The 19,847-nt window shown below is 48.4% G+C and carries 17 protein-coding genes and 3 tRNA genes; 19 read left to right on the top strand and 1 reads right to left on the bottom strand.

Annotation, left to right across the window (positions count from 1 at the left end; all coding sequences use genetic code 11):
- Positions 1-5: 5 nt before the first annotated feature.
- The 9 genes from OIR97_RS10760 (at position 6) to OIR97_RS10720 (ending at position 9,013) form a co-directional block, all read left to right on the top strand.
- Positions 6-1,472: an NAD(P)H-hydrate dehydratase gene (locus tag OIR97_RS10760; protein WP_169545628.1), complete on the top strand. Its 1,467-nt coding sequence runs from the start codon at positions 6-8 to the stop codon at positions 1,470-1,472.
- 116 nt (positions 1,473-1,588) lie between these two features.
- Positions 1,589-1,825 carry a hypothetical protein gene (locus tag OIR97_RS10755; protein ID WP_169545627.1) on the top strand — a complete coding sequence of 79 codons (237 nt, stop codon included), beginning with the start codon at positions 1,589-1,591 and terminating at the stop codon, positions 1,823-1,825.
- 213 nt (positions 1,826-2,038) lie between these two features.
- Positions 2,039-2,123: transfer RNA gene (locus OIR97_RS10750), tRNA-Leu, on the top strand.
- 78 nt (positions 2,124-2,201) lie between these two features.
- On the top strand, positions 2,202-3,668 hold the full coding sequence (gene tig, locus OIR97_RS10745) for a trigger factor (protein ID WP_169545626.1): 1,467 nt from the start codon (positions 2,202-2,204) through the stop codon (positions 3,666-3,668).
- 78 nt (positions 3,669-3,746) lie between these two features.
- Positions 3,747-4,385, top strand: coding sequence for an ATP-dependent Clp endopeptidase proteolytic subunit ClpP (clpP, locus tag OIR97_RS10740; RefSeq protein ID WP_169545625.1), 639 nt, complete (start codon positions 3,747-3,749; stop codon positions 4,383-4,385).
- Between the two features lie 221 nt (positions 4,386-4,606).
- Positions 4,607-5,872, top strand: a complete 1,266-nt coding sequence (gene clpX / locus OIR97_RS10735; protein ID WP_169545624.1) for an ATP-dependent Clp protease ATP-binding subunit ClpX — start codon at positions 4,607-4,609, stop codon at positions 5,870-5,872.
- A 109-nt stretch (positions 5,873-5,981) separates the two neighbouring features.
- Positions 5,982-8,393 (top strand): endopeptidase La, encoded by a 2,412-nt coding sequence (lon, locus tag OIR97_RS10730; RefSeq protein ID WP_169545623.1) that lies wholly within the window; start codon positions 5,982-5,984, stop codon positions 8,391-8,393.
- Positions 8,394-8,545: 152 nt separating this feature from the next.
- Positions 8,546-8,821: an HU family DNA-binding protein gene (locus OIR97_RS10725; protein WP_169545622.1), complete on the top strand. Its 276-nt coding sequence runs from the start codon at positions 8,546-8,548 to the stop codon at positions 8,819-8,821.
- 115 nt (positions 8,822-8,936) lie between these two features.
- Positions 8,937-9,013, top strand: a tRNA-Val gene (locus tag OIR97_RS10720).
- An 87-nt stretch (positions 9,014-9,100) separates the two neighbouring features.
- Here the strand turns inward: OIR97_RS10720 and OIR97_RS10715 are convergent.
- Complete coding sequence (locus OIR97_RS10715) at positions 9,101-9,961, bottom strand: DMT family transporter (protein ID WP_169545621.1); 861 nt, start codon at positions 9,959-9,961, stop codon at positions 9,101-9,103.
- Between the two features lie 76 nt (positions 9,962-10,037).
- Here OIR97_RS10715 and OIR97_RS10710 point away from each other — a divergent pair, with 76 nt between their 5' ends.
- The 10 genes from OIR97_RS10710 (at position 10,038) to nuoH (ending at position 19,831) form a co-directional block, all read left to right on the top strand.
- A complete protein-coding gene (locus tag OIR97_RS10710; protein ID WP_169545620.1) occupies positions 10,038-10,526 on the top strand; it encodes a MarR family winged helix-turn-helix transcriptional regulator in 489 nt (162 codons plus the stop codon).
- Positions 10,527-11,777: 1,251 nt separating this feature from the next.
- A tRNA-Asp gene (locus OIR97_RS10705) sits at positions 11,778-11,854 on the top strand.
- 214 nt (positions 11,855-12,068) lie between these two features.
- Positions 12,069-12,434: an NADH-quinone oxidoreductase subunit A gene (locus OIR97_RS10700; RefSeq protein ID WP_169545883.1), complete on the top strand. Its 366-nt coding sequence runs from the start codon at positions 12,069-12,071 to the stop codon at positions 12,432-12,434.
- Entirely contained in the window at positions 12,404-12,973 is a 570-nt protein-coding gene (locus OIR97_RS10695; protein ID WP_169545619.1) for a NuoB/complex I 20 kDa subunit family protein, read from the top strand. The genes OIR97_RS10700 and OIR97_RS10695 overlap by 31 nt, the downstream gene beginning before the upstream one ends.
- A gap of 21 nt (positions 12,974-12,994) precedes the next feature.
- Positions 12,995-13,603 (top strand): NADH-quinone oxidoreductase subunit C, encoded by a 609-nt coding sequence (locus OIR97_RS10690; RefSeq protein ID WP_169545618.1) that lies wholly within the window; start codon positions 12,995-12,997, stop codon positions 13,601-13,603.
- Positions 13,603-14,781, top strand: a complete 1,179-nt coding sequence (locus OIR97_RS10685) for an NADH-quinone oxidoreductase subunit D (protein ID WP_169545617.1) — start codon at positions 13,603-13,605, stop codon at positions 14,779-14,781. Before OIR97_RS10690 ends, OIR97_RS10685 begins: the two co-directional genes overlap by 1 nt.
- Entirely contained in the window at positions 14,778-15,380 is a 603-nt protein-coding gene (gene nuoE / locus OIR97_RS10680; protein ID WP_169545616.1) for an NADH-quinone oxidoreductase subunit NuoE, read from the top strand. Before OIR97_RS10685 ends, nuoE begins: the two co-directional genes overlap by 4 nt.
- Entirely contained in the window at positions 15,380-16,660 is a 1,281-nt protein-coding gene (nuoF, locus tag OIR97_RS10675; RefSeq protein ID WP_169545615.1) for an NADH-quinone oxidoreductase subunit NuoF, read from the top strand. Before nuoE ends, nuoF begins: the two co-directional genes overlap by 1 nt.
- Positions 16,661-16,686: 26 nt before the next feature.
- Positions 16,687-18,750 carry an NADH-quinone oxidoreductase subunit NuoG gene (nuoG, locus tag OIR97_RS10670; RefSeq protein ID WP_169545614.1) on the top strand — a complete coding sequence of 688 codons (2,064 nt, stop codon included), beginning with the start codon at positions 16,687-16,689 and terminating at the stop codon, positions 18,748-18,750.
- Positions 18,743-19,831 (top strand): NADH-quinone oxidoreductase subunit NuoH, encoded by a 1,089-nt coding sequence (gene nuoH, locus OIR97_RS10665; RefSeq protein WP_169545613.1) that lies wholly within the window; start codon positions 18,743-18,745, stop codon positions 19,829-19,831. The genes nuoG and nuoH overlap by 8 nt, the downstream gene beginning before the upstream one ends.
- Positions 19,832-19,847 lie beyond the last annotated feature (16 nt).

Raw genomic sequence — 19,847 nt, 5'->3', positions numbered from 1 at the left:
ATAAAATGACTCTTGGTCCTGAAATATTAACGGTTGAACAAATGTACCAGTGTGATAGCTGGGCAATAAAAAAAGGCGTTCCGGGCCGAGAGTTGATGGAAAATGCAGGGCAGGGGGTTGCAGCATTCATTGAGGAAGGCTGGGATCTCTGCCCGATCGGAATTTTATGCGGGCCAGGCAATAACGGGGGGGACGGATATGTCGTTGCCCGGGCGCTCTTTGATGCTGGCTGGCCTGTTCAGGTTTTCGTCTATGGGGATGTTTCCAAACTGTCGGGTGATGCGTTGGAAATGTACGAAAAATGCTCTGTTGCAACAGCACCCCTCTCTGAGATTGGGCAGTTTGAAGCGGGTGTTTTTGTCGATGCTCTTTTCGGGACAGGGTTTCGAGGAACGCTCCCCGCTGAGGTCGTGGAAGCTTTTGAGCATATCCGTCGCGAGAAGGCTGACATTATTGCTGTCGATGTTCCCAGTGGATTGGATGGTAATACAGGGGCGATCAGTCCGGGTACCCCGGAAGCGGTTTTGACGGTCAGTTTTTTTCGGGCTAAGCGTGGGCATTATCTGGATCCTGGCAAAGATCATATTGGCCTTTTGAAGCTGATTGATATCGGAATCCCGGAGGATGTGCTCGACAAGCTGGACGATTTGTGTTGGTTGAACGAGCCTGGCTTATGGGTTGATGCCATGCCCGTTGCGCAGCGAAGCGGCCATAAATATGACCGAGGACATGCTGGAATTTGCGGCGGTGGAATGACCCATACTGGTGCGGCACGATTAACGGCCCGCTGTGCGCTTAGAGCCGGAGCGGGAGCTGTTTCTGTTATATCGCCGCCGTCTGCAATAATGACTTATAGCGCAGCATTGGAAGCGGTGATGTTATTAAAGCAGGACAATCAGCCGCTTGAACAGATTATCGAAGAAAAACGATTGGGGACAATTGTTGTCGGGCCTGCGAATGGGGTAACTGAAAAGACGAGAGAAAATGCCTTGGCGGCAGTTTCATCAGATGTAGAGGTTGTTCTTGATGCAGACGCCCTGACTGTCTTTCAGGAAGAACCTGACCGTCTGTTTGCGGCCATTAAGAAAAAGAAAATCGGTGCCGTTGTCTTGACACCGCATAGTGCAGAGTTTGCCCGTTTGTTCAAAAAAGAGACCGATGCAATTGCTTCAGTCCGGGCTGCGGCCCGTCTGTCTGGCGCAATTGTTTTGTTGAAAGGAGCGACAACCGTAATCGCGGACCCGGATGGAACGGTTGCCTTGAATGTTCATGCACCGCCGTGGATGGCAACGGCAGGTTCAGGCGATGCCCTTGCCGGGATTATTGCAGGCTTTATCTCGGGTGGGATGAAGCCCTTTTTGGCGGTGATGGCAGCAACCTGGGTGCATGGTCAGGCGGGCTATCGGTTTGGGCCCGGACTGATTGCTGAAGACATCGAAAAGGAAATTCCTGCAATCCTCCAGTCTCTATAATAAAGGGTTCTGTATATCCAACCAAAAAACCGGTTTTTGTCGTATAAAGGGTTTATTTACGATTTTCCTTTATATTACAAAAGAATACCGGATTACATTGAACGTTTGGATTGGCCATGTTGTTTAAGAAGATAGATTTAAGAGAGAAAATCGTTCAAGGCGATATCTATTATAGAGCAATGCAGATTAACGCTCAGGAAGAAGCAAAAGTGCTGTATGTCAGTGACGATGATTTTGGCATTCCGCACGTTCACTTTGAAAGAACGCTTCTTGGAAGTGGGTATAAGGATCCACAGGGCGTGCGCGTTTTGGCACTGGATACGTTTGTTAAAGACTTCCGGTTAACCAACTGAGACGGTCTATTCCTGTTTTCCTGTAATTTTTTTCCGATTTTCATATTTTATGAGTTGGCAGAAAACTGCGGTTTTTAATCGGCCGCGGTTGCTTTTTTCAGATTTCTTTTCCAGAAGTCCACAATTCCCCTAGTCAATTGAAGAAATGTTGTGCTATAGACTGCCGCTCCATGTGGAAACGGCTGTTTTTCAGTTGGCTGTGTGGACAAAAATGCGGGTATGGCGGAATTGGTAGACGCGCCAGATTTAGGTTCTGGTGCCGAGAGGCGTGGGGGTTCGACTCCCTCTACCCGCACCAAAAATTTTCGCGGCTGACGAATGTGTCGGCCGCCGGTGCCAAAATAGATCTTTTAACAGAATTGACAGGTAATCGTTCATGCAGGTTACACAGACTAGCTCCGAGGGGCTGAAACGGGATTTCACAGTCGTTGTTGCGGCGGCAGAAATTGAAAGCAAAGTGACAGAAAAACTGACCACAGTTGGTCAGCAGGTAAAACTACCTGGTTTCCGTCCAGGTAAAGTTCCCATGAACATTCTGCGTCAGCGTTTTGGCCGTTCAGTCATGGGTGAAATTCTGGAAGAAACGGTTAATGAAACCAGCCAGAAAGCTTTGACAGACAACGAACTTCGTCCTGCGCAGCAGCCGAAAATCGAAATCACCAAATTTGATGAAGGTGAGGATCTCGAATTCACGATTGAAGTAGAAATCATGCCTGAATTCGAACCAATGGACTTTTCCAAGCTGAAGCTTGAAAAGCTTGTTGCCGATGTTGCTGACGAAAAAGTAGCAGAAGCGTTGGAGCAGATTGCTGGTCAGCAGAAAAACTTCAAAAAAGTAGCCCGTAACCGTAAAGCCAAAGAAGGCGATGCCGTCCTGATCGATTTTGTCGGTAAAGTGGATGGTGTTGCGTTTGATGGCGGTACAGCAGAAGGACACCAGCTTGAGCTCGGTTCAGGACAATTCATTCCTGGCTTTGAAGAGCAGCTGATTGGTCAAAAAGGCGGCGACGAAGTTGCTGTTAATGTGACATTCCCTGAAAATTACGGTTCTGCGGATCTTGCCGGCAAAGACGCTGTGTTTGACGTGACTGTTCACGAAGTACAGGAAGCGGCTCCGGTTGAGATCGACGACGATTTCGCTAAGAAACTTGGCCTTGATGATCTGGCAGCATTGAAAGATGCCGTGCGGGGTCGGATGGAAGACGAATACAACCAGCTTTCACGTCAGACATTGAAGCGTAACATGCTGGATGCGTTGGCTGACGGTCATTCTTTCGAAGTTCCTCCTGGAATGAAAGAGTCCGAATTCAACAACATTTGGGATCAGTTCAAACAGGAACTGGAACGGTCTAACCAGAAAATGGAAGATCAGGACCAGTCTGAAGAAGAGCTGAAAGCGGAATACACAGAAATCGCAGAGCGTCGTGTTCGTTTGGGATTGCTACTTGCGGAAGTTGGTCGTTTGAACAACATTGATGTAAGCAACGAAGAAGTACAGCAGGCAATGCTTGTACAGGCTCGTAATTTCCCAGGACAGGAACAGCAGATTTTTGAAATGTTCCAGAAAAATCCTGAGATGCAGAATTCACTTCGCGCACCGATCTTTGAAGACAAAGTTGTCGATTTCATCGCTGAGCTTGCAACTGTTTCCGAAAAGAAAGTTTCTGTAGAGGAACTGACAGCGGATCCAGATGAAGCGACAGAAGAGAAGCCAAAGAAAAAAGCTGCGGCTAAAAAAGCACCTGCAAAGAAGGCGCCTGCTAAGAAAAAAGCGGATGGCGATAAGCCAGCTGCCAAAAAAGCAGCCCCTAAAAAAGCAGCAGCTAAAAAATCCGAAAAATAAATTTCGGATTTTGGGTGGTAATTTCTGAAACGATATGCAAATTGAAATAACCACTTATTATTTTGAGGAAGATGCGTGATGGTCGATGTGATTGATACTTATATGAACACTCTGGTCCCGATGGTTGTGGAGCAATCCGCAAGGGGAGAGCGGGCATATGATATTTTCTCACGTCTGTTGAAAGAGAGAATTATCTTTATCACCGGGCAAGTTCATGATGGCATGGCAAGCCTGATCACCGCGCAGCTCCTTTTCCTTGAAGCGGAAAATCCAAACAAACCGATTTCGATGTATATCAACTCACCGGGGGGTGTCGTTACCTCTGGTTTGGCGATGTATGACACCATGCAATATATCAAACCTGATATTGCAACGGTTTGTATTGGTCAGGCCGCTTCAATGGGCTCTTTCCTGCTGACAGCAGGCACAAAGGGCCAGCGGTATGCGCTGCCGAACGCCCGTGTCATGATTCACCAGCCTTCAGGCGGTGCACAAGGGCAGGCGACCGATATTGAAATTCAGGCTCGGGAAATTCTTAAAGTCCGGGCCCGCCTGAATGACCTTTATGTTCATCACACAGGCCAAGCCTTGGACGTTATCGAAAATGCGATGGAGCGTGATAACTTTATGACCGCCGACGAAGCCAAAGATTTTGGTTTGATCGATGAGGTGGTTTCCAAGCGCCCGGATTCTCTCGCGACTGATACATCATCATAATTGTTGCTTCACACATTATTTTATTTTTGTGAGCTTGTGCCTTTCAAGGGCCGATATTATCTAGATGTTAACGAAATGTTGAGGCCGTCTGTAATATGATGGCCTCTATGGGCAAGGAAGTCGTCATTTTCAGTACTTCGTGACAAGAATTACACATTCTTGTTGTCCACTGTCTGGTCGGCGGCTAATATGGAACTGCCCAAAGAATAATTGGAGTGCCTATGAGCAAAACGAGTGGCGGAGATTCGAAAAATAATACCCTGTATTGTTCCTTCTGTGGCAAGAGCCAGCATGAAGTGCGCAAACTGATAGCAGGGCCTACCGTATTCATTTGTGATGAGTGCGTTGAACTCTGCAAAGATATCATTCACGAAGAGCATAAAAGTACCCTGGTTAAGTCTAGTGATGGTGTACCGACTCCCGTTGAAATCAGTGAAGTGCTGAACGACTATGTTATTGGTCAGAAGCATGCGAAGAAGGTTTTGTCGGTTGCAGTTCATAATCATTACAAACGCTTGCACCATAGTGCTAAGTCGGATGATGTCGAACTGGCGAAATCCAATATCCTGCTGGTAGGGCCAACCGGGTGTGGTAAAACACTTCTGGCGCAAACATTGGCGCGGATACTGGATGTACCCTTTACGATGGCAGATGCAACGACCCTGACCGAAGCTGGTTACGTGGGTGAGGATGTTGAAAACATCATCCTGAAACTGTTGCAGTCAGCGGATTACAATGTTGAACGGGCTCAACGGGGTATCGTCTATATCGATGAGGTCGACAAGATCAGTCGTAAATCAGACAATCCGTCCATAACACGGGATGTGTCCGGTGAAGGCGTACAGCAGGCTTTGTTGAAAATTATGGAAGGAACAGTTGCATCTGTTCCACCGCAAGGCGGCCGTAAACATCCTCAGCAGGAATTCCTGCAGGTCGATACAACCAATATTCTGTTTATCTGTGGTGGTGCGTTTGCCGGTCTTGATAAAATTATCGGATCGCGCGGAAAAGACACGTCTATTGGTTTCGGCGCCGATGTGCGCGGCGAAGAAGATCACAATGTTGGTGAATTGCTAAAAGGCGTTGAGCCTGACGATTTGACAAAATTTGGAATGATCCCGGAATTTGTTGGTCGTTTGCCAGTTCTTGCGACGCTTGAAGATCTTGACGAAGACGCGCTCGTAGAAATTTTGACAACTCCCAAAAATGCGCTTGTAAAACAGTATCAACGCCTTTTTGAAATGGGAGATGTTAAGCTGACATTTAGCGAAGATGCTTTGTCCGCGATTTCGAAGAAAGCGATCGAACGTAAAACTGGTGCCCGTGGACTTCGTTCAATCCTTGAAAATATCCTGCTAGATCCAATGTATGATCTTCCAACACTGGAAGGCGTCGAAGAGATCGTGATTAGTGGTGATGTTGTTGAAGGAACAGGACAGCCGCTCTATATCTATGCTGAGAAGCAAGACGCAACCAGTAGTGCTTAACTATTTTCGACTAAGGGGCGTTCCTGTCCCTTAGTCAATTTTTCCACTTCGGACGACCATCATTTGCCCATTTGCAAAGAATGGCGATGGTGTCTTTTAAGGCAACATAATGATCGACACACCTCATACTCAATCTTTTCCAGTGCTGCCTCTTCGGGACATCGTGGTGTTTCCTCACATGATTGTTCCGCTTTTTGTAGGCCGCGATAAATCTGTTCGGGCTCTGGAAGACGTGATGAAGGATGACAAACAGATCCTTCTTGTCGCGCAGAAAAATGCCAATCAGGATGATCCGGGCGAAGATGATATTCACCGCGTCGGAACCATTGCTTCCGTTCTGCAATTGTTGAAATTGCCGGATGGAACAGTGAAGGTTCTTGTCGAAGGTGTCGAACGCGCTCGTATTCATCACTTTACAGAGAACGAAGAATTCTTTCAGGCGCATGCGGAAGTTATCGACGATAAAGAAAATGAATCCGCGGAACTGGAAGCATTGGCTCGTTCCGTTATTGCTCAGTTTGAGCAATATGTGAAATTAAACCGAAAGATCCCGCCAGAGGTCCTGGTTTCTCTAAATCAGATCGATGACCCGTCTAAACTTGCTGATACAATGGCGTCCCACATGGCGCTGAAAATTTCTGAGAAGCAGGAACTCCTTGAAATTGAAGGAACTTCTGAGCGCTTGGAGCGTGTCTATAGTTTGATGGAAGACGAAATCGGTGTTCTTCAGGTAGAAAAGAAAATCCGCAGCCGTGTAAAACGGCAGATGGAAAAAACTCAGCGCGAGTATTATTTGAATGAGCAAATGAAAGCCATTCAAAAGGAGCTGGGCGAAGGCGAAGATGGCCGGGATGAGCTGTCTGAACTTGAAGAAAAAATCAGTAAAACCAAACTGACAAAAGAGGCGAGTGAGAAGTGTCAGCAGGAAATGAAAAAGCTGCGGAGCATGAGCCCTATGTCAGCCGAGGCTACGGTTGTTCGTAATTATCTGGATTGGATTCTGGGAATTCCGTGGGGCAAAAGAACCCGTGTTAAAAAGGATCTTGCGCTTGCAGAGAAAATCCTGAATGACGACCATTATGGCCTGGAAAAAGTAAAAGAACGGATTTTGGAATATCTTGCTGTTCAGCAGCGGGTTCGTAAAATTCAAGGTTCCATTCTTTGCCTTGTTGGCCCTCCCGGTGTTGGTAAAACCTCATTGGGGCAATCTGTTGCGAAGGCGACAGGACGTAATTTCGTGCGTGTTGCCTTGGGCGGTGTGCGGGATGAAGCGGAGATCCGCGGTCATCGACGGACTTATATTGGCTCTATGCCAGGTAAAGTCGTCCAGTCCATGAAGAAGGCAAAGTCGATAAATCCACTTTTCCTGTTTGATGAGATCGATAAGTTGGGGAATGATTTCCGCGGCGATCCATCTTCTGCATTGCTGGAAGTTCTCGATCCGGAGCAGAACACACATTTCGCAGATCATTATCTCGAAGTTGAGTACGATCTGTCAGAAGTTATGTTCATTTGCACCGCAAATTCGCTGAACATGCCCGGACCGCTTCGCGACCGTATGGAAATTATCAATCTGTCCGGTTACACGGAAGATGAAAAAGTAGAGATTGCAAAACGCCATCTGATCAAGAAACAACGTAAGAACCATGGCCTGAAAGAAGGTGAATGGACGCTGACGGATGAAGCCGTTCGGGATTTGATCCGCTATTATTGCCGTGAAGCGGGCGTTCGTAATTTGGAGCGTGAAATTGCGAAACTGGCGCGTAAGGCCGTTAAAGAGATCATCACCGATGGAACCAAATCCATCACGGTTACACCGGAAAATCTTGAAACCTATGCTGGCGTTCGTCGTCATCGGTTCGGTGAAATCGAAGAAGAAGATCGCGTTGGTCTGGTAACAGGACTTGCCTGGACAGAAGTTGGCGGCGAATTGCTGACAATTGAAGCGGTAAAGCTTTATGGTAAAGGCCGGATGCAAATCACGGGTAAGCTTGGCGATGTAATGCAGGAATCTGTTCAGGCAGCGAAAAGCTTCGTGCAATCTCGTTGTCTTGAAATGGGTGTTAAGCCAACAGATTTCGACAAACACGATTTCCATGTTCACGTTCCTGAAGGGGCAACCCCCAAAGATGGACCGTCTGCCGGTATCGCGATGGTTACCTCCATCATCTCTGTGCTAACAGATATTCCTGTACATAAAGACGTGGCGATGACGGGCGAAGTTACTCTTCGGGGCCGTGTTCTTCCGATCGGTGGTTTGAAAGAAAAACTGCTTGCAGCGTTACGCGGCGGTATCAAAACAGTTCTTATTCCTCATGATAATGAGAAAGATCTGGCAGAGATTCCCGATAACGTAAAAGAAGGGTTGGAAATTATTCCGGTATCTGACGTTAGTGAGGTGTTAAAAGTCGCTTTGACTAAGCCGTTAGAGCCTCTTAATTGGAGCGAAGAGCGTCTTGCTCAGGAGCTGGCCAGTGCTGCATCTGCACAAAAAGGAACAGACGGCCTGACAACGCACTAAGTTTTAATAAAATTCTCTGAAATGCGCAGAAAAGCTGGGGATATCTTTCATTTTCCCTTTGACCGAATGGAATGTGCGCTCTAGTATTCATCGGTCTTTTGTTGGAATACATGCGACGTAAAAAACGTCATTAAAACTAAAGGGGGCTTATAGTGAATAAGAACGATCTCGTTGCCGCGGTGGCTGAAATTTCTGGTCTTGGTAAAGCGGATGCAGGTAAAGGTGTTGACGCTGTACTGGAAGCAGTAACAAAAGCTCTGGCATCAGGGGATGACGTTCGTCTGGTTGGCTTTGGTACATTCAGCGTTGCTGAACGTAAAGCTTCCGAGGGTCGTAACCCACGTACAGGCGAAACTATCCAGATCGCTGCGTCAAAGCAGCCAAAATTCAAAGCTGGTAAAGCTCTGAAAGACTCTGTAAACGGCTAAAAACTCCCGTTTTTTCCGATAAAATGAGGCCAGACCAAAAAAAATGGTGCTGGCCTCTTTTTTTATCTTCCCTTTGTGTTTCGGGCCTGTTATACACTGCCTCGCACCGTACGATGGGTGATTAGCTCAGCTGGTTAGAGCACCTCGTTTACACCGAGGGGGTCGGGAGTTCGAATCTCTCATCACCCACCATTCTTTCAAAAAAGGCCCGCTCTTTGCGGGCCTTTTTGATTCTACGGCTCCCATCATGGATGAAGGTTCATCGCACCGAGTGTTCCTTTACGCGGGGCTCTTTTCCCGCAAGGTATACTGACCCCAGAATACGCTGCTTAGAATAGTAAGTATTCCTACGATTTGTATGCCGCTTAATGCTTCTTCTAACAGAAGCCAGCCCAGAAGAGTTGCTGTTGTGGGGCTCAGAAATCCCAAAATAGAGACGGCTGATGGGTGAATGAGTTTAACACCCCGCAACCAGATGACATAGGTGATAGCCCCACCGATCAACCCGAGATAGGCTAATCCCCAGATATTTCTCGTCGTTATTTCGGTTAATTCGGAGGGATTTAGAAGAAGGAAAGGGAGCAATAAAAGGCCCCCGGCAGTTAACTGCCAAGCGGTAAACGTTAGGGAGGATACCGGCGGATGCCACTTACGGCTTAAAACAGTGCCCAAAGCCATTGAAACTGATCCCAGGATTCCGGCAATGACACCCGAAAAGTTTAGTGTGGCATCTGGCGTTAGTATCAAAAGAGCAACTCCGATAAACCCCGCTAATACAGCAACCAATGACCATATTCTGATGGGGCTTCCTAAAAAATACCGCGCTGCAAAAATGACGATAAAGGGTTGAAGTGCGCCAAGAATTGCGGCTACGCCTCCTGGAAGACGGTGCGCTGCGAAAAAGAGCAGGGACCAGAAAATTGAAAAGTTTAAGGCTCCTAACAAAAACATTCTGGGGATCCAGATACCCTTCGGGAGTTCACGCACAAGTAACAGCAACAACAGGCCGGCTGGAACAGCCCTGAAAAACGAAATGGTCAAAGGGCTTAGATTGATTAAAAACTGTGTGGAAACAATATAGCTGCTGCCCCAGATCATAGGTGCGAGTGCCGTAATCAGAAGAGTGCTGTTTTTATTCATTGGGTCCACACTAACTTTTCATGTCAAAAAACCAGAATATCTTGACATCAAGATAAAAGCCACTACCTATCACCGAATGGATGATATTGATCACATAAAACAACAATGGGCAGATCAAAGACCAGAGTTTGATACCAAGCCGACAGAATTAATTGGTCGCTTGTTGCGGGTCTCTCAGTTTGTTTCTCAGCAAATGGAAAACACCTTTGCAAAACACGGCTTGAACCAGGCAGGATTTGATGTCCTTGCGACTCTTGTCAGGGAAGGGCCCCCGCATTCGCTGACACCTAACGGGTTGCTTGCGCGCATGATGGTCACTTCGGGAACGATGACCAACCGGATAGACCAGCTTGAGAAGCAAGGGTTGGTGAGACGTCAACGAAGTGACAGGGACAGGCGAAGCGTGGTCGTGACCTTGACGGAAAAAGGCCTGACTGTCATCAATGCGACGCTTGAAGATCATTTGATTACGCAGGCATCCCTTGTCTCAACTCTAAATATAGAGCAGAGAGGGAGGCTCACGGGTCTGTTGAAAGAATGGCAGAAAGGTTCGCAAATTCCATAGGGATCTGTTGTGTAGAACGGCCAATAGACAAGATGAGACGGACCCGTTTTTAGGGGCCGCCCTCTATTATGTGGCAGGTATCTATCAAGATCGAAAAACCACCGCCGATAAAAGCGATTGATCGGTCTTGAAGCTGGACGCTCCGCCCGCCTGAAACGATGCGATGCTGGCATTCTCTTGTGGTTGGACCCTGTGGCTGAAGATCTGCGGCTTTGTGGTCTGTGATTTAAAGTCAATCTTCGCCGCCCTGGCGCCTCCCGTTGGTGTCAGGGGATACCGGGTTGGAGTGTATCCTATCCCAACCCCGATAGACCATATTCTGTTGTGCATGACGTCATGAGAACGGTAAGCATGACTTCGGCCGCCGCGTCAGTGGGTATCCCGCTATTCGACCAGTATGCTCAATGAAGGGTGAAGTGAAGAGCAGGGCGGGGCATCTGGGTTCGTGAATTCACCGATATAGTGAAGGGCACCTAGAACGGTATTGGTCAGGTCCACCTTTATAACAATGGGGCTTTACAGTACGGGCCTATCTGTCATGGGCTCGAATTTCCCGGATATCCCGGAATTGGGAAAGGTCCTATCTGGTCTGCAACATTTTCTGTTCGGTGTAATCGATAGGGTGATCATACACTCCCCTTGAGGGTAATCCCCAGCAGCCTTATTTTGCCTGAACGTCGTTCCAGGTCATTAGGTTTACAATAAAAAAGGTCGATGTCAGACCGTGCGCCGGAATAAGGACCATCTGATCCGTTTATGTCATTCTCAATCCGGTTTGGTGTTTGGGGGGTTATTGCTGAATGAAATAAAACGGAGCGAAAAAGCAGGGGTCGTTTCGAGTGCTGACTTCAAATTTGAATCGGGTCGGGTTTACTGACTGCCAAAATGAACGGGAACGTTAACCATGTGTGTCTAAATAGCAACGCTCGGATTCTATTAGAAAAATCACATTTTGACCTGTTTTGCAGATTTCTTATTTTTCATAAAACCGGGTTTGAAGAAAACTGATTCAATTGGATTTGTGTGTGATTCAAAAAAATCGAGACTTTCTTTCTATATCGACGGAAATAAAATCTTTTGAAGACCAATATAATTTGTAGAAGGCCCCCATATCAGAAAAGTAAACTATTCTGGACACCTTTAAAACTGCGATTTTCGCCTTCGAGAAACCGCGATGTAATTTTTCTTTCATTATTCTGTTTATGTTGCTTGACAGGTGGGCCCTCCTTCAATAAAACACGGCCTCACAGCGGGGGTGTAGCTCAGTTGGTTAGAGCGCCGGCCTGTCACGCCGGAGGCCGCGGGTTCGAGTCCCGTCACTCCCGCCACTTTCCCCGCTGTGAATTTTCCGATAGTTAATACATAATTAATGCGCCCCAAGTATTGGTATGCTTGGATTTATGCGTTAAAAGAATTTGGCGAAATTATGTTGCCAAGCGGCTATTTTTCCGTATAACCCAGCACTATAATGCGCCCGAAATTGAGCTAGAGGGAGTGACGTAAACCAGCGTCCATTTGCTGGAAATTGTCATTGTCGTTGATATGGAAGCACTACTTTTAGAATACTTGCCGATCCTGATTTTCTTGGGAATCGCCGTCGGTTTGTCCGCCGTTATCGTTATCGCTTCGATGATTGTAGCGGCTCAGCATCCTGATGCGGAAAAACTTTCTCCTTACGAATGCGGTTTTGAACCCTTCGATGATGCGCGGAATCAGTTTGACGTTCGGTTTTACCTGGTTGCCATTCTTTTCATTATTTTTGATCTGGAAGTTGCCTTCCTTTTCCCATGGGCTGTGTCCTTGGGCGATGTTGGTATGTTTGGCTTCTGGTCGATGATGGTGTTTTTGGGCATCCTGACGATCGGATTTGTTTATGAATGGAAGAAGGGAGCCCTGGAATGGGAGTAAATCCTTCAACAACGGGAATGCCAACAGCAATCCCAGGAGATGATCAAGACGATTTTTTCCGGGATTTGAGCAGCCAGCTTGACGATAAAGGGTATGTTGTTACTCAAGTTGACAAATTGGTGAATTGGGCCCGTACCGGATCTCTTTGGCCGATGACTTTTGGTCTGGCCTGTTGTGCTGTTGAAATGATGCATGCATGGCAACCTCGGTACGATATGGAACGGTTGGGCGTTGTGCCGCGGGGGTCACCGCGTCAGGCTGACGTCATGATCGTCGCCGGAACGCTGACCAATAAAATGGCGCCAGCCCTTCGTAAAGTTTACGATCAGATGGCTGAGCCTCGGTATGTGATCTCAATGGGATCCTGTGCAAATGGTGGCGGCTATTATCACTATTCTTATTCGGTGGTTCGTGGATGTGATCGGATTGTTCCGGTTGATGTCTATGTTCCGGGTTGTCCTCCAACAGCAGAAGCCCTGGTTTACGGTATCTTCCAATTGCAGAAGAAGATTCGCCGGACCGGTACTTTCGTCAGATAAAGCGCGAAGATCGGAAAACAAATGGAAAACGCTTTAAAGGAACTTGGCGCCCACATCGCAGGTGAATTGTCATCCGAGGTGATATCGACTGACGTCGCTCATAATGAACTTTTTATTGAAGTTCGTGCGGACGTGATTGATAAAGTGCTGGCTTTCCTTCGTGATGATTCGACATGTAAGTTTCAGGTATTGTGTGATGTCTGTGGCGTCGACTATCCTGAACGCCCACTGCGTTTTGATGTGGTCTACAATTTGTTAAGCCTCAGCAACAACCAGCGGATTACTGTGAAAGTTCAAACGGACGCGCGCACGCCTGTGCCAACCGTCGTTCCGATTTTCCCGACAGCCAACTGGTTTGAACGTGAAGCATGGGATATGTACGGCATCATGTTCTCAGACCATCCGGATCTACGACGGATGCTGACGGATTATGGTTTTGAAGGCCATCCCCTTCGTAAGGATTTCCCGCTCACCGGCCATGTTGAGGTGCGGTATAGTGAAGATGAAAAACGCGTTGTTTATGAACCTGTCTCCCTGGTTCAGGAATTCCGTAAATTTGACTTCCAGAGCCCGTGGGAAGGGACCGATTATGTTCTTCCGGGTGATGAAAAAGCGACGGAGCAGGGCTAATGGCTGAAGTACAGATTAAAAACTATACGTTGAACTTTGGTCCGCAGCATCCAGCCGCCCATGGTGTTTTGCGGATGGTTCTGGAACTGGATGGCGAGATCGTTGAGCGGGTTGACCCGCATATCGGTCTTCTGCATCGCGGCACCGAAAAACTAATCGAAAACAAAACCTACATGCAGGCCATGCCGTATTTTGATCGGCTGGATTATTCCGCACCGATGGCGCAGGAGCATGTTTTTGTTTTGGCCGCCGAGCGGTTGCTCGGATGTGATGTGCCTCGCCGGGGCCAGTTCATTCGTGTTCTGTATGCGGAAATTTCTCGCTTGATGAATCACTTGATGAATGTTTGCGCACAGGCCATGGACGTTGGGGCAACAACCCCGATGCTGTGGGGGTTTGTTGAGCGTGAAACGCTGATGGAATTCTACGAGCGTGTTTGCGGTGCCCGGATGCATGGCGCCTATTTCCGGATTGGCGGCGTTCATCAGGACATGCCTGCAGGTCTTGACGACGATATTCGTACCTTTATCGAAGGCTTTCCAAAGGTTTTGAACGATATTGAAACACTGCTGACTGAAAACCGGATTTTCAAGCAGCGGAATGTTGATATTGGCGTAGTTAGCCAGGAAGAAGCTATGGCTTGGGGCTTCTCAGGCGTCATGCTGCGGTCAACAGGTCTGGCTTGGGATATTCGTAAGGCGACACCGTATGATGTATACGGTGAATTGGACTTTGATATTCCGGTGGGGCTGAACGGTGACTGTTATGACCGGTACCTGATGCGTCTGGAAGAGATGCGTCAGTCTTTGAAAATTATGGAACAGTGTCTGGATAAAATGCCTGAAGGACCTGTTTTGAGCGAAGATCCGAAGATTGCTCCTCCGCGGCGGTCCGATATGAAGACCTCCATGGAAGCTTTGATCAATCACTTTAAGCATTATACCGAAGGTGTTCGGGTGCCTGCTGGAGAGACTTACACGGCCATTGAGGCGCCGAAAGGCGAGCTTGGCGTGTATCTGGTCGCAGATGGCAGCAGCAAGCCTTATCGCTGCAAGGTGAGGGCGCCAGGATTTGCCCATCTGCAGGGCATGGACTTCCTCACACGGGGGCATATGCTGGCTGACGCATCAGCTATTCTGGGTAGTTTGGATATTGTATTTGGCGAGGTGGATCGATGAGTCAGGTCATTAAAACTGGCAAGGCGTTTGAGTTTACGCCAGAGAATATTGAAAAGGCCAATGTCTTTATCGCAAAATATCCGGAAGGTCGGCAGCAAAGTGCTGTCATGCCGCTTTTGGATCTGGCGCAACGTCAAAACGAAAATTGGCTGTCAAAAGAAGCGATCGAGTATGTCGGTCAGTATCTGGATGTTCCATATATGCGTGTTCTGGAGGTTGCGTCCTTCTACACCATGTATAACCTGAAACCTGTTGGTAAGTTCTTCCTGCAGCTTTGCCGGACAACCCCATGCTGGCTTCGCGGGTCCGATAATCTTGAGAAGGTTTGTAAAGACAAGCTTGGTATTGGAAACGGAGAAACGACAGAAGACGGAAAATTCACGCTTCTGGAAGTGGAATGTCTGGGGGCATGTGTAAATGCGCCGGTCATTCAGGTAAACGATGACTTCTACGAAGATTTGAACGCCGAGAATTTCGAAACTCTGCTTGATAAACTTGCTAAAGGCGACGTGCCGGATCACGGACCGCAGATTGATCGGATCAATTCTGCACCAGTGGGCGGTCCAACGACGTTGCTTGAAAAAGCGGGAGATGCCTGATGCTTAAAGACCAGGATCGTATTTTTACCAACCTTTATGGACAGCAGGACTGGCGTTTGGCCGGGGCTAAAGCCAGAGGTGTTTGGGACAATACTAAAAAACTCATGGAAATGGGGCAGGACGAAATCATTGAACAGGTGAAAGCCAGTGGTCTTCGGGGCCGCGGTGGTGCGGGTTTCCCGACCGGCCTGAAATGGTCTTTCATGCCCAAGGAATCAGATGGTCGTCCGAATTATCTGATCGTTAATGCGGACGAATCTGAACCTGGTACCTGTAAGGATCGGGAAATTATGCGTTTTGATCCGCATCGGTTGCTTGAAGGGTGTCTGGTCGCTGGTTTCTCCATGCGGGCAGTGGCCGCCTACATCTATATTCGGGGCGAGTTCGTCAATGAAGCCATTCATCTGAACGAAGCCATTCAGGAAGCCTATGCAGACGGCCTGATCGGTAAAAACGCCTGCGGCAGCGGATACGATTTCGACATTTATGTTCATCGCGGAGCCGGTGCGTATATCTGCGGCGAAGAAACAGCCCTGATTGAAAGCCTTGAAGGCAATAAAGGCCAGCCACGCTTGAAACCTCCTTTTCCAGCGAATGTTGGTGCCTGGGGTTGCCCATCCACTGTGAATAATGTGGAAAGCATTGCCGTTGGTCCTGAAATTCTGCGTCGCGGTGCTGACTGGTTTGCCGGTCTTGGCCGCCCGAATAACACTGGAACAAAACTGTTTTGTATTTCCGGGCATGTGAACACCCCTTGTAATGTTGAAGAAGAGATGGGTATTCCGCTGCGTGAATTGATTGAAAAGCATGCCGGTGGTGTGCGCGGTGGATGGGATAATCTGCTGGCAATCATTCCGGGCGGCTCTTCCGTTCCTCTTCTGCCTAAAAGCATCTGCGATGATGTGCTGATGGACTTTGATAGCCTGCGCGAAGTGCAAAGTGGTCTTGGAACCGCAGCCGTTATTGTGATGGATAAATCTACGGACGTTATTCAGGCAATCGAACGCCTGTCGCATTTCTACAAGCATGAAAGCTGTGGCCAGTGCACACCGTGCCGGGAAGGAACCGGCTGGATGTGGCGCATGATGCAGCGGCTTGTGTCAGGCGATGCGGAAATTGAAGAAATCGATATGTTGATCGACGTTTCGAAACGTATTGAAGGTCATACAATCTGCGCCCTTGGTGACGCGGCTGCATGGCCAATTCAGGGTCTGATCCGTCATTTCCGCCCCTTGGTGGAAGAGCGAATCAAAAACAAGAAAGCCGTGAAAGCGGCCTGATTGGCACGCTACTTAAGGAGCGAAACATGCCGACACTTACAGTTGATGGTGTAGAAGTCACAGTCGAGAACGGAGCGACAATTCTGCAGGCTTGCGAAGAAGCAGGCGCAGAAATCCCCCGCTTCTGTTATCACGAGCGGTTATCGATTGCCGGTAACTGCCGCATGTGCCTTGTCGAAATGGAGAAAGCCCCGAAACTGGTGGCTTCCTGTGCGATGCCTGCCGGCGATGGTATGGTTATTCACACCAACACAGAAAAGGTAAAGAACGGTCGCGAAGGCGCGATGGAATTCTTGCTGATCAATCACCCGCTGGATTGCCCGATTTGTGATCAGGGTGGTGAATGTGATCTTCAGGATCAGTCCATGGCGTATGGTTCAGGCAACAGCCGGTATCTGGAACATAAACGCGCTGTTAAAGAAAAGAATATGGGGCCATTGGTGAAAACCACCATGACCCGCTGTATTCACTGTACGCGTTGCGTTCGTTTTGCAACGGAAGTTGCCGGTGTCGATGATCTGGGCGCTCTGAACCGCGGTGAAAATACTGAAATTGTTACGTATCTTGAACAGGCTTTGAATTCAGAACTGTCCGGGAACATCATCGATCTTTGCCCCGTCGGTGCGCTGACGTCGAAACCCTATGCGTTTACCGCCCGGCCTTGGGAACTTCGCAAAACGGAAAGCATTGACGTTCTCGATGCCGTCGGTGCCAATATCCGGATTGACTCCAAAGGTCAGGAAGTAATGCGAGTTCTTCCGCGTCTGAACGAAGATGTGAACGAAGAATGGCTGTCTGACCGGTCCCGTTTTTCATATGACGGTTTGAAACGTCAGCGTCTTGATACACCATATGTCCGCAAAGAAGGTAAATTGCAGGCTGTTGGCTGGTCCGAGGCATTGTCCGTCGTTGCTGAGAAGCTGAATGCGACAGAGGCGTCAAAAGTCGGTGCCATTGCGGGAGATCTGGCTTGCGCAGAAAGCATGAAGGCGCTTAAAGATCTGATGGATGCCTTTGATGTCAAAAATATTGACTGTCGTCAGGATGGTGCTGCTCTGGATCCGTCAAACCGGGCCTCTTATCTTTTCAATACAACAATTGCCGGAATTGAAGAGGCAGATGCTCTGTTGATCGTCGGCTCAAACCCACGGGTTGAAGCGGCACTTCTGAATGCCCGCATCCGCAAACGTTGGAAAAAAGGGAACTTCCCCATCGCATTGATCGGCGAGCAGGTCGACCTCACGTACAATCACGAGTATCTGGGAGCCGGTGCGTCTACGTTGCAGGAAGTTGCCGATGGCAAACATTCCTTTTCAGAGGTTCTGAAAAAAGCCGAGCGGCCAATGATTATCTTGGGTCAGGGCGCACTGAACAGAGCAGACGGCGCAGCGGTTTTGGCATTGGCTAAAAAGGTTGCGGATGATTTCGGTCTCATTTCTGATGATTGGAACGGATTTAACGTTCTTCATACAGCCGCAGCCCGTGTTGCAGGTCTTGATCTTGGATTAACACCGGGTGAAGGCGGTAAATCAGTGGCCGAAATGCTGGAGGCAGCAGCGAGCGGGGACCTCGACGTTGTTTACCTGCTGGGTGCAGACGAAATTGAAACGTCGAAACTGGAAAAAGCCTTCGTGATATATCAGGGTAGCCACGGTGATGCGGGTGCTCATGTGGCTGACGTGATCCTGCCTGGCGCTGCCTATACTGAAAAAGATGCCCTTTGGGTTAATACAGAAGGTCGGCCGCAACTTGGCAACCGGGCGGTTTACCCTCCTGGCGATGCGCGGGAAGATTGGACGATCCTTCGGGCGTTGTCTGAAGAAGCTGGCAAAACACTTCCCTACAATTCCCTTGCTGAATTGCGGGGTAAGATGGTGGAAGCGGCTCCTCATTTTGCGCAGATTGACGAAATTACTTCAGCGGAATGGGGTGATTTTGGTAAAGCCGGTAACGTGGATGATGCACCGTTTGTCAATCCAGTTAAAGACAACTACCTGACCAATTCCATTTCACGGGCCAGCGGTATCATGGCCGAATGTAGTGCTGCTTTTGCAGCGGACAGCGAAGAGGGGACCGGCACCAATGGTTGAGTTCTGGGATACATATCTTTTACCGACATTGATTATCATCGGTAAGATCCTGCTGATTGTTGTGCCTATGCTGGTTGCGATGGCTTATTTGACCCTGTACGAACGGAAAGTCATGGCGGGCATGCAATTGCGCCGCGGACCGAACGTTGTTGGTCTTTTTGGTCTGTTGCAGCCTTTTGCCGACGGTGCCAAACTTTTCTTCAAGGAAACTGTCATTCCATCCGGCGCGAACAAGGTTTTGTTCCTGATGGCTCCGATGATTACGTTCTTCCTGTCACTGATTGCATGGGCGGTTATCCCGTTTGATGAAGGCATGGTTCTGTCTGACATCAATGTGGGCGTTCTGTATCTGTTTGCGATTTCCTCTCTTGGTGTGTATGGCATTATCATTTCTGGTTGGGCGTCAAACTCTCGGTATCCTTTCCTTGGTGCTCTGCGCTCTGCGGCTCAGATGGTATCGTACGAAGTCTCCATTGGTTTTGTCATTGTTACCGTGTTGCTATGTGTGGGCTCGTTGAACCTTACGGACATTGTCTTGGCTCAGAAGGGTGATTTTGGACTGTTCAGTTGGTTCTTTGTACCCCTGTTCCCAATGTTCATCGTGTTTTTCATTTCAATTCTGGCAGAAACAAACCGGCACCCATTTGACCTTCCTGAAGCGGAAGCAGAATTGGTGGCAGGGTATCAAACAGAATACTCGTCCATGGCGTTCGCACTGTTCTTCCTTGGCGAATATGTGAACATGATCCTGATGTGCGGTATCTGTGTTGTCCTGTTCATGGGCGGTTGGTTGCCGATCGTGGATATTGCGCCGTTCAATTGGATTCCAGGCGTTGTCTGGTTCGGTCTGAAAGTTGCGTTCCTGTTGTTTGTCTTTATCTGGGCGCGGGCTGCGCTGCCCCGTTACAGATATGACCAGTTGATGCGTTTGGGTTGGAAAGTATTCCTCCCCCTGTCCCTGTTCTGGGTTGTTGCGACAGCAGGTTTCCTCGTGGCGTTTGATAAAGCGCCAAAGGACAGTGATAGAATGAATGAGAAGGTGTCTGTTGTTATTGAGCAGACGCTGGAAAAGAAAATTTAACGGTAAAGGCTTGTCA

This window comes from Sneathiella aquimaris (assembly GCF_026409565.1).
Lineage (GTDB): Bacteria > Pseudomonadota > Alphaproteobacteria > Sneathiellales > Sneathiellaceae > Sneathiella > Sneathiella aquimaris.
This window is presented reverse-complemented; position numbering and strand designations above follow the sequence as displayed.